This window comes from Pseudoalteromonas sp. ESRF-bin5 (assembly GCF_002632075.1).
GTDB lineage: Bacteria > Pseudomonadota > Gammaproteobacteria > Enterobacterales > Alteromonadaceae > Pseudoalteromonas > Pseudoalteromonas marina.
Genome location: NZ_NTLW01000097.1, coordinates 1 through 11,372, shown reverse-complemented (window position 1 = coordinate 11,372; position 11,372 = coordinate 1). Strand labels below are relative to the sequence as shown.

8 protein-coding genes are annotated in these 11,372 nt (G+C 39.5%); 6 read left to right on the top strand and 2 right to left on the bottom strand.

The genetic code is table 11. From position 1 onward, the window contains the following. The coding region (locus tag BCG07_RS04790) for a CHAD domain-containing protein (RefSeq protein ID WP_286888990.1) at nt 1-1,080 on the top strand (1,080 nt) is incomplete at its 5' end. Beyond that, a complete protein-coding gene (locus BCG07_RS04785; protein WP_243533718.1) occupies nt 1,080-1,772 on the top strand; it encodes an START domain-containing protein in 693 nt (230 codons plus the stop codon). The genes BCG07_RS04790 and BCG07_RS04785, both read left to right, overlap by 1 nt. Before the next feature lie 74 nt (nt 1,773-1,846). On the opposite strand, the gene BCG07_RS04780 is transcribed toward BCG07_RS04785, so the two are convergent. Further along, nucleotides 1,847-3,358 (bottom strand): S10 family peptidase, encoded by a 1,512-nt coding sequence (locus BCG07_RS04780; protein ID WP_243531412.1) that lies wholly within the window; start codon nt 3,356-3,358, stop codon nt 1,847-1,849. A gap of 392 nt (nt 3,359-3,750) precedes the next feature. Here BCG07_RS04780 and BCG07_RS04775 point away from each other — a divergent pair, with 392 nt between their 5' ends. From BCG07_RS04775 to mrcB, 4 genes are all read left to right on the top strand, one after another. Beyond that, on the top strand, nt 3,751-4,974 hold the full coding sequence (locus tag BCG07_RS04775) for a response regulator (protein ID WP_243531410.1): 1,224 nt from the start codon (nt 3,751-3,753) through the stop codon (nt 4,972-4,974). Nucleotides 4,975-5,186: 212 nt separating this feature from the next. Next, nucleotides 5,187-5,525: a P-II family nitrogen regulator gene (locus BCG07_RS04770; RefSeq protein ID WP_004587162.1), complete on the top strand. Its 339-nt coding sequence runs from the start codon at nt 5,187-5,189 to the stop codon at nt 5,523-5,525. A 9-nt stretch (nt 5,526-5,534) separates the two neighbouring features. Next, nucleotides 5,535-6,764 carry an ammonium transporter AmtB gene (locus tag BCG07_RS04765; protein ID WP_006791512.1) on the top strand — a complete coding sequence of 410 codons (1,230 nt, stop codon included), beginning with the start codon at nt 5,535-5,537 and terminating at the stop codon, nt 6,762-6,764. A 144-nt stretch (nt 6,765-6,908) separates the two neighbouring features. Then, nucleotides 6,909-9,251, top strand: a complete 2,343-nt coding sequence (gene mrcB, locus BCG07_RS04760) for a penicillin-binding protein 1B (protein WP_243531408.1) — start codon at nt 6,909-6,911, stop codon at nt 9,249-9,251. 71 nt (nt 9,252-9,322) lie between these two features. Here mrcB and BCG07_RS04755 read toward each other — a convergent pair whose 3' ends face one another. Next, nucleotides 9,323-11,176, bottom strand: a complete 1,854-nt coding sequence (locus BCG07_RS04755; protein ID WP_243531406.1) for a methyl-accepting chemotaxis protein — start codon at nt 11,174-11,176, stop codon at nt 9,323-9,325. Between the last annotated feature and the right edge of the window lie 196 nt (nt 11,177-11,372).

The following is an 11,372-nucleotide window of genomic DNA, read 5'->3' as shown; positions in this document are numbered from 1 at the left end:
GAAATCGCAGCCTCTGGGCAAGTTGAGATGATCAGCGAGCTGGAAATAGAATTAATTGAAGGCAGCCGCAATGAGCTGTTTGCTTTGGCTGATATTTTAGTTAGCCAAAACTGTATCCGACTCGGTTTGTATTCAAAAGCAGCACGCGGCTACCGTTTAGCCGACGACAATCCGCTTAAGCCTAGTAAGTCGATTGGCTTTGTTAAGCTTCCTCGCTCTGCGACCCAAGAAAGCGCTTTAAAAGAAGCAATGAACTTTGGTATTCGGTTTGTGCAAAAGCATGAGCAGTGTTACTTCGATAAACCGAGCTTAAAAACCTTAAAAAGGGTGACTGATGGTATTAGTTTAATTCGCCATACTTTTTGGTTGTTTGACGATATAGTCTCTAAAGACAGTACTGAACAGCTTCGTACTGAGCTCAAATGGCTTTTGAGCGAGTTAGCATGGGTAGAAAATGCAATTCAGTTAAAAACTTATACGTCAAAACGCCATGCATTTTATAAAAAAATAAATGCGGCGCCAGCTTTGGCGCAAGTTATTAACGATTTAAAAGAGCTGCAGCCTAGTATTGATGACATTAATGCGCTTTTTCATAGTGCTCGTTATAATCGTTTATTGCTTTCGTTAACAACGTGGTTGATTGACAAGCAATGGCGAAAAGATTGGGGGCAGGTAGAGCTCCAAGCTGCAGAAAATCCAGTGTCTTCTATTGCTGAAAGATTGTTTAATAAAGACTGGAAAAACCTGCATCAATTATTGCCTAAAGAGCAAACGCTTGGTGTAGTTGACTACCTTAATTTACGAATGCAGCTTGAAAACAGCTTGCTAAGTGGTAATTGCTTAGGATCGATGTTCGATAAAGAAGAACGTCTTGAGTTTAGGTTGCCGTGGTTAGATATTTCGCATGGTGTTTATGAACTCAGTACCCTAGAGTACTTAAAGCAATTATGCGCAGGCCAAGACGATGAGCAACTTGCAAAAATTCAATCTTGGCTGGAGCAAAAGTCTGAATATTTAGTCAGTGCAATGGAGCAAAGTAGACTTGCTTCGTATGACATAGAGCCTTATTGGCAAAAATGATGATAAAGCACTTTTGTAAGTTAACCCCTATGCAAAAGTGCATTAGTTTATTAATTATTTTGTTAAGCTTTAATACTTACTCTGAGCCCCGTTGGCAATTATACAAAAACGAGCAAGGAGTAAGCATTGAATATCAGGAATTTTCTGATGATACGTTTGTTGTAAAAGGTCAGCTTAATATTGAAGATGTAACAGCCAATGACTTTTTAGATTTATTAAGTGATACGCGTATTGCTTCAAGCTGGCTTGAAAACACGTCTAAGGTACGTGTAATTAAAGCTTTAAGCCCTTCAGAAAACCTCGTTTATAGCTATATCGACTCTCCTTGGCCAGTGGCAAACCGTGATGCCGTTACCTATTCGTGTTACTCAAGACTCTCTACTCAGCAAACCAAGCTTACTATCGAATCGCGTCCTGAAGAGTTACCATTAACTAAGCGGGTAGTTAGAATAAAAACGCTAAACGCACATTGGTTACTTACACAAAAGGGCGAAGATTTAAATATTGAATATCAGGTTTACGCTTTACCAGGGGGAAATATACCAACGTGGCTATACAATAAAGAGGGTCTTAAAAGTACCTTCAAAACGCTCGTTAATTTACGGACAATGTTAGAAACTAAAAGCTACACCGCAATCGAACCGGTTATTAAAGTTGGAAGCTGTAATTTACGCGAACTAACCGTTAAATAAGTTATTGTAAAACTGGAAGGGTGTTCACCTATAAATGACTCAGGTAAGCCATTTATAGGTGGTTGATCAATATTTTAATATTTGGCAGCTTTAGATTCTTTAGGTAGTGAGTTTTGTATAAACTCCCTTAAGTCGTTATTTGAGCTTTCTAAATCAGCGTGGCGAAGATACATCATGTGCCCACTTCTGTAGCCTTTAAAGCTTAGACGGTCTTTCATTTTTCCACTTGGATCTAATTGCCACATTGTGTATTTGGCATCAAAGTAATTAGTTGCACCATCGTAATAACCCGCCTGTACCATTACATTCAAGTAAGGGTTTTGAGCCATCGCAAGACGAAGGTTTTCACCGGTATTATTGCCACTTCTATCCCAAGGATGAACGTTACCAAATAAGTTATATTTGATGTCGGTTTTATAGTTTAACTCCTCGCGTAGGTAGTAATTAATCGCTGGCGTAAAGGAGTGCAACCATGAAGTCAGCTCTGCCCAGTAATCAGGTGAGTCACCAGCATCACGTTTGTCTATACCTAGGTAGCGAGAGTCTAAACGGCCGACTGTTTGTCCTCGGTCACGCAATAATTCTTTCCAGAAGAATTGTGTAGGGATATCGAGGTTGTTTTGATCGACAAAGGTTTCTGAAAGGCCTGCATACTCAGCCATTTTTTTAATAATACGACGCTTTTCGTCTTGCGCTAAAAAGCCACCTTTTGCTAATGCTGGTATTAGTTCATTTAAAGTAAACTGCTCAACTTCAGGAAGGAGTTCGTCTAAATCTTTTGCTTGTAAATCGGCATTTAGTGCTTTGTGATACCACGCGGTGGCTGCAAAGTATGGCAAACGATTTGCCGCTTTAACTGGGCCTTCGCGTTTAATACCAATGTCTGTTGGTGACACTAATACAACACCGTTAATATACATCCATTGGCTATTTTGTAATTCATGTGCAAGGCCTGATACGCGTGTTGTGCCATAACTTTCGCCAATTAAAAACTTTGGAGAGCGCCAACGCTCTGTTCTATTTACAAAAGTATTTAACCACTCGCCAAGGTATTTAATGTCGGCGTTAACACCAAAAAACATGTCTTTTTGTTGAGCTTTAGAAAGCATTTCGCCTTTTTCGTTTTCAATAACTCGCGAATAGCCAGTATTTACTGGGTTTACGTAAACAATATCGGCAACATCAAGCACAGAGTAAGGGTTGTCTTTTACACCATAGGGCTGAATAGGATAGCCTTCATCATCAATTTTTAATACGCGAGGGCCTGTGTAGGCTAAGTGCATCCAAACTGAGGCTGAGCCAGGGCCACCATTAAAAGAAATGAGCAACGGGCGTTTGGCTCTATCATCAACTTTATCGCGCGTGTAATACGTGTATTGTAGTGTAGCAACGGCATCACCTTTGTTGTCCCATACGGGTTGAGTGCCTGTGGCAACCGTATAATTAAAGCGTTGACCATTAATTTTAGCTTTGTGTTGGGTGACTACTTTACTGTCTACATCAATACGGCGTTGATTATCAGCATCAGCAAGCGGGCTGAGCATTAATGCAAAAACCGTGATTGGTAAAATACGACTAAGCTTCATGGGGAGTCCTTATTATATTTTATAATGTATTAAAGATAAAAATAAGTAAAATAACAAAAGTAATGAGACTAGCTGCCGATATTATTGGTTGAGTTAATTAACATAAGCCGATAAGTAAAATAATCAGTTATTTATGGTGTAAATTTTTGTTTAATTATTTAGCTAAGAATTAAAATCGGGTATATTTGCCATCATGCTTGTTTTTATTACAATTATTGATTTACAAGCTGGTTAATGGAATGTGCTTTAATATTTAAAGCGTTAAATAACAATGGCTCTGGGATGTTTTTTATTTACTTATTTTTGCTGCTTAAAGTGTGGTACCAGTAAGTTTTATTATTTTGTGTTTGCAGCAGATGTTGCAAAAAGTAATGAGAACAAAGAGAAGGTCTATGCAAAGAGTATTAGTGGTTGAAGACAGTAAAGTAGTCCAGCAGGTTTTACGCCACTTAACTGCCCAGTATTTAGATGTTGCCGTTGATTTTGCCTGGTCATTGGCTGAATGCCAGGAGCATGTAGAAAAGTACGACTATTCATTAGCACTTGTTGACTTAACTCTCCCCGATGCTCCAAATGGCGAAGTTGCCAAATATACACTTTCTAAAGCAATTCCTACGGTTGTGCTCACATCAAAGATAGACGAGTACAAACGTCAGCAAATGCTAGAAGATGGTGTGGTGGATTACGTTATAAAAGATAACCGTGATTCTTATCATTATGCCGTTAAATTGGTTTCTCAACTTTTAAGAAACCAAGGTTGTAAGGCATTAATTGCGGACGATTCTATGTTGAGTCGTTCGTTAATGAAGCAAATGCTCGAAAAGCAATTGTTTGATGTAAGCACCGCGAATGACGGCCAGCAAGCGCTTGAAATATTAAAAGCTGATCCTGATATAAAGCTGCTTATGACCGATTACGCTATGCCAACAATGGATGGTTTTGAGCTAGTTAAAGCAGTTCGTAATTTTAGAGGCCGAGACGATTTAGCTGTAATTGGTTTATCTGGAGCAGGCAAGCACGGTTTATCAGCACGCTTTATAAAATATGGCGCAAACGACTTTTTAACTAAACCCTTTATGAATGAAGAGTTTCATTGCAGGGTGTTGCAAACAATGGAGCAGTTATCACTGATTGCAGATATCAAAGAAAGTGCTTTTAGAGATCACTTAACCGGTTTATACAATCGACGTTATTTTTATCAATATGCTGAAAAGTTATTAAAAAATCAAAATCAAAATAATACGCTAGCGCTACTCGACGTGGACTTTTTTAAAAATATAAACGATACATTTGGTCACGAAGGCGGCGATCAGGCGCTTAAGCAGGTTGGGTCTCTTATTCGCTCAACTTTTGCAAACTTTACTGTAGCAAGGGTGGGTGGTGAAGAATTTGCCATTGTTCTACCTGATATCGATTTAGCCAGAGCACGCGAATATTTAGAAGCGTTTAGAAAAAAAATGGCGAGTTACGATTTTTCTATTAGTGACAAGTCTTGCACGATAACAGCGAGTATTGGGCTTGCAGAGTTTCAAAATACCAATTTAAAAGATGCGATGCGTGTTGCCGACAAGGCGTTATACGAAGCAAAAAGCAAAGGCAGAAACTGTATCGGGTAACTGTTTATATTATAGCGCAATTTTGGGGGCGTTTTTATATGTGCACCAATGTAGCGGAGTTGTTAAAAAAACGCACCTAAATGGTGCGTTTTTTTTATGGTGAGTTTAGTTTTAAAGGTTAAATTGTTGTTTTTAAATTAAATTAAATAGTGGCACAAAGGTTGGATTATGTTACCCAACAGGATAACAATAAAGAGTCCGAGGGGGCCGCTATGAAAATGATTAGTGCAATCATAAAACCATTTAAATTAGACGATGTGCGTGAAGCGCTCGCTGATTTAGGAATTGAGGGGATGACTGTAGTTGATGTTAAAGGTTTTGGACGTCAACGAGGTCATACAGAGCTATATCGTGGTGCAGAGTACCAAGTCGATTTTATTCCAAAGATCAAACTTGAAATTGCAACTCGTACAGAAAATTGTCAGCGCGTTGTTGAAGCAATTACAAAAATTGCGTCAACAGGCAAAATTGGTGACGGCAAAATTTTTGTGTACGACTTAGATCAAATAGTTCGTATCCGTACTGGCGAACTTGACGAAGAGGCAATTTAAGAGGGGCTTATGGAAAATACAATTGTAGAACTTAAATTTTCACTCGATACATTTTACTTTTTGATATCGGGTATATTAGTTATGTGGATGGCTGCTGGTTTTGCCATGTTAGAAGCGGGCTTAGTTCGTTCTAAAAACACCACTGAAATTTTAACTAAAAACATCGCGCTTTATTCAATCGCGTGTACCATGTTTTTGTTAGTTGGTTACAACATTATGTATGTAGACAACGCTGAGGGCGGAATTATGCCATCACTGGGCGCGTTAATTGGTACGCAAGCTGCTGATGCCGACCACTCTTTAGAGTCTGACTTTTTCTTCCAAGTAGTTTTCGTTGCAACAGCCATGTCAATTGTATCTGGTGCGGTTGCTGAACGAATGAAACTATGGGCTTTCTTAGCATTTACTGTTGTTTTAACTGGTTTTATCTACCCAATGGAAGGTTACTGGACATGGGGCGGTGGTTTCTTGTCTGAAATGGGCTTTGTTGATTTTGCAGGTTCTGCCATTGTTCATGGTGCAGGTGCAGCAGCAGCACTCGCTGGTGTAATTTTACTAGGTGCTCGTAAAGGTAAATACGGAAAAAATGGTGAAGTTTATCCAATTCCAGGTTCTAACTTACCGCTTGCTACTTTAGGTACATTTATTTTGTGGATGGGTTGGTTTGGTTTTAACGGTGGTTCACAGTTATTACTATCTGATAAAGAAAACGCAACGGCTGTAGGTCAAATCTTACTTAACACTAACGCGGCTGCGGCAATGGGTGCAATTGCAGCACTATTTGTATGTAAAGTATTATGGGGCAAAGCTGATTTAACAATGGTACTTAACGGTGCGCTAGCGGGCTTAGTTGTTATTACTGCAGACCCTCTTTCACCTTCTCCATTAATGGCTTGTCTACTAGGCTTACTAGGCGGTTCATTAGTTGTATTTAGCATTATAGCTTTAGATAAAATTAAGATTGATGACCCAGTAGGTGCTATTTCTGTACACGGTGTATGTGGTGCACTAGGTATTATGCTGGTTCCACTTTCAAACGGTGATGCAAGCGTTATTAATCAGTTAATCGGCTTAGTAACTATCTTGGCATTTGTTTTTGTAGCATCGCTTATTGTGTGGGCTATATTAAAATACACAATGGGTATACGTGTTACAGAAGAAGAAGAGCTTAACGGTATGGATCAACACGACTGTGGTGTAGAAGCTTACCCTGAGTTTGTATCTGTTCGTAATAACTAAATTTATATAGTGTGCTTATCAAAGCTCTACTTTAGGTAGAGCTTTTTTTCGTTTCAGGGAAGGTTAATTTTTCAGGTGTTAGGGTTATTACCAATATGCTAAGCTCCACTTTGTAAATAAACCGTTGGAACACATTACACTTACATGGCTGATAATAAAAAAACACCTAGTAGTAAACCCCCTTCAAAGCGTGCAACGAAAGCAAGTAGTTCGTCACGTAAAGCTAAACCCAAATCTACAAAAAAAACGGCAACTACTGTTTTTAAACGCTCATTTATGAGAAAAACATGGTCAGTTTTTTGGAAGCTAAGTTTGGCTGTTTTTATTGCTATGGCTATGTACTTTATTTATTTAGATTCAAAAACCACACGTGTATTTGAAGGAAATAAATGGCAACTCCCCGCTCAAGTGTATGCGCGTGCAATGCAGTTTTACCCTGGGCAATTCTTATCACGTCAAGAAGTAGAATTTGAACTCGAACGTCTAAATTATTCATCGGTTAATAGGCTTAGCCGGACCGGCCAATACGTAAAAACGGCCGATAGTATTAAAATTTACCGACGAGAGTTTGAATTTTATGATGGGCTGGAGGAGTCTAAGGTTGTTGAACTGCGCTTTGCGGGACAAAAGGTAGCCTCTGTAAAAGATAAATTTGGTAGGCGCTTGAACAACGCTCGATTAGAACCTGTTCAAATAGCCCGCATTGGTAACGATTCGAAGCAAGATAGAGAATTTGTTCCCCTTGATAAGTTTCCTGCTATGTTAAAAGACACTTTGCTAGTGGTGGAAGACCGTAATTTTTATGAACACCACGGTGTATCTGTTTTTTCTATTTTACGCGCTCTATATACCAATATTAGAGCAGGGCGCACAGTCCAAGGCGGTAGCACGTTAACGCAGCAACTCGCTAAAAATATATATTTAACCCGTGAACGTTCGCTGCTGCGAAAAATCAATGAGGCGTTTATTGCGCTTATTCTTGATTATCGTTACTCAAAAGACCAAATATTAGAGGCCTACTTAAACGAGGTTTATTTAGGTCAATCTTATAACCAAGGCGTGCATGGCATGGGCTTGGCGTCTGAGTTTTATTTTTCAAAACCAGTAGATGAGCTTGAATACGATCAAATAGCGTTGCTAGTAGCGATGGTGAAAGGGCCGTCTTATTACAATCCTCGCCGCTACAAAGAGCGCACTATGGAGCGTCGCGATTTAGTACTTCGCCTCATGGTGGAAAATAAATTAATAAGCACAAAAGAATACCGAGCATCCCTTAAGCGCTCAATTGACATTGCGCCAATGAAAGAAAGTTTACAAAAATCATACCCAGGGTATTTAGAACTGGTGAACCGTGAATTAAATAAATTACTACCCGACCAGCAAATACTAGATGCTGGGGTTAGGGTGTTTACTTACTTTGATTTACAAAAACAAACAGCAATGGAAAACTCGGTTGAGAAAAGCTTACCTTATTTAGAGAAACGCCCTAAAACAGATAAGCTTGAGGTTGCTATGATCTCTGTAAATTCAGATAAAGGTGGCGTATCGGCCCTTGTAGCAGGGCGTGACGTTCGATATTCGGGCTTTAATAGAGTGCTGGATACAAAGAGAAATATAGGGTCTTTAGTTAAGCCCGCAGTTTATTTAACAGCACTACAATCACCAAATTATAATTTAGCCACATTACTTGATGATTCGCCGTTACAGGTAACAAACGAAGAAGGTAATGTATGGCAGCCTGAAAATTTTGATCGCCAATACCGTGGTGCAATCCCGCTTTATCAAGCATTTAGTAATAGTATTAATATACCTGCTGTTAATTTAGGCTTAGATATAGGAGTGGATAAAGTTGCAAAAACGCTTAAATCACTCGGTGTGGAAGGTCAAATAGATGAATACCCGTCTTTACTCTTAGGTGCTTTAGAGTTATCTAGTTTTGATGTTGCCCAGCTTTACACCACCATAGCAAATGACGGTGAGTATAAGAAGTTGACGTCTATATCAGCACTTACTGACTCTGTAGGTAACGTGCTATATAAACATCAAGTAAGTGCAGAGCCTCGTTTTGATGAAGCCTCTGTGTACATGACCAAATATGCAATGAAGCGTGTAACAAAAGACGGCACAGCAAAGCGGTTAAACTTGCACTTTCCGTCTATTCAACTAGCTGGTAAAACAGGGACTAGCAATGATTTACGTGACAGCTGGTTTGCAGGGTTTGATCAAAACACGGTAACCGTTGCATGGCTTGGCCGCGATGATAATAAAAGCACCGGTTTAACTGGCAGTGTCGGGGCGCTAGAAGCCTATATCCGTTATCTAAAACCACTCAACCCACAAGCTATTGCCGATACTCGCCCCCCTTCAATCCGTTGGGCCTTTGTAAACGAGCACACAGGTAAACAAGCTCCTCCAGGATGTGGGAAAGTGATACAGCTTCCATTAAGAGTGAGTGAATTTGAGCCAAGGCCTCGCTGTATAAAATGATAACTCAAATAACAAAGCCGCTATTTAGCGGCTTTGTTATTTATAGATATTAAAGCTATAGATATTAAAAGTTAAGACTTAAAAAAGCGCATTGACGTTGTTAAATCATTCGATAAGCGTGAAAGCTGCTCGGCGTCTTGCAGCGTTGATTGCGCTGACACTAATGTATGATCAGCTAAGTTATTAACTTCTTGCGAGTCATTAAGTGCCTGAGTCGTCGCGTTGGCTTGCTGTTTAACTCGTTCAGCAATGACCTCGCCTTGATGCTTTATATCCCCCATACTACTTTCTGCGCTTTGCAGTACTGTATTTGTTTGGTTTGCGGCTTCGACAGATAACTCCATTTTTTCAACGCTTGAACGCATTTTAATTTGTGTATCGTCAGATGCCTTTTGCAGTGAGCTAATAATTTGGTGAATTTCTTGTGTTTGTGTTTGTGTTTGTGTTTGTGTGCGTAATGCAAGTGTTCTTACTTCGTCTGCGACCACCGCAAAACCACGTCCGTGTTCACCCGCTCTAGCTGCTTCTATTGCAGCATTGAGTGCTAATAGGTTTGTTTGGTCGGCAATTTCACTGATCCCTTTACTTACTTTACTAATTTCTTGGCTATCTTGAGCTAGTCGGTCAAGTGCTTGCTGACTTTCGGTAAACTCCATTTTTAAATCTTGCATGTATTGAGCAAGCTCCATGGTATTGCTCGACCCCTGTTTTACATGCTCAGCGGCATTTTGTGCAGTAAGTGTTGCCTGATGGGCTGATTCTTCAATTGTATGTGCAGTTTGCGCCATGTCACTTAATGCATGGCTAATTGCATTTACCCGCGTTTGCTGTTTTATTACGTCGTCACTGGTTTGACTACTGGCATGCGAAAGAGACTGAGTGGCATCGCATAACTCTTTGGTACTGGCTTTAACATCTGAAAGTAGATGTGAAAAGGCATTGAGTAGGGCGTTGTATTGCTCAGCAATAACGCTCATTTCGTCACTCCCGATTGAGTTAAGGGTTGCCTTTAAGTCACCGTTAGCTGCTTTAGTGGCTGCTTTAGTGAAGCGACTTATGGTGTCAACGACTGCAAAATAAAACCCAACCATTAAATAAAGAGCAAACAGTAAACTTATTATAGAGGCGATCAGAACAGTGTTTCTGGTCCACTGCTGGGTTTGTATTTTATTACTAATTAACGATTCTAGAGTTGGAATACTGATGTTGATTAAAGCGCTAATATTTTTTTGAACATTGTCAGTGAGTGCTGAAAATTCACGCTGAGTTAACTCTATGTCGTCGGGTTCCAGTAGTTTTTTATCTATCGCGTTCTTGAATGCTGAGACTGATTTTTGTAGTTCATTTAAAGTGGGAGAGAGCGCTTTATTTACCGATTTATCCGCTGACGTTGCAATAGCTAGTGTTTTTAAAAGTTGCTGCTCAAATTGGGGTAACGATTTAGTTAGGTTTGAAAGTGCAATAAAGGTATCTGGAGTAAATTGGTTATTGTTCAGTACTGTATTTGCGCTCGCGGCAGTTAGGTTTATTTGAGTGATAAAAGCAGGGACACGGGTTACCAATGCACGATTTAAATAGGCGCTGGCAAGTTCGCTATCTAGCGCTAAATTAGATTGAATAGAAACAAGCTCAAGTACATCGTCTACTTCGCTGTCTTTAATTTTAAAGCCCAGCGAGCGTGCCACATTTATATTTTTATCGGTTGTCCCTTGTATTTGATTGGTAAGTATTGCCCGATAGCCTTTTAAACCTTGCTGTTCCATTTTCGACACATCAATACTTTTACTCAATAACGACACCAAAAAAAACATGCTTAGTGCAAGTGGGATCAAGAGAATGCCAAACGTGATGCTTATTTTAGTTTTGTATTTTAGATTCGCCATTAAGCGCATTGCAGGCGCAGCTAACTGCCGTAATCCAGACATAAGACTCTCTTGTATTTAATAAAGTAGGGTGAAGATAAGTAGACCTTGTTACGCTTAATTATCATTCAATTATATCAATTTACAAATAAAAAAGCCCTTAAAGGGCTTTTTCAATCTTTAGTATTGATTGCCTGTTTTAAAAGTAGGTATATAAACCCCGTTTAGGCAATACTTGCGATTAAAGCTTTGCGAAACA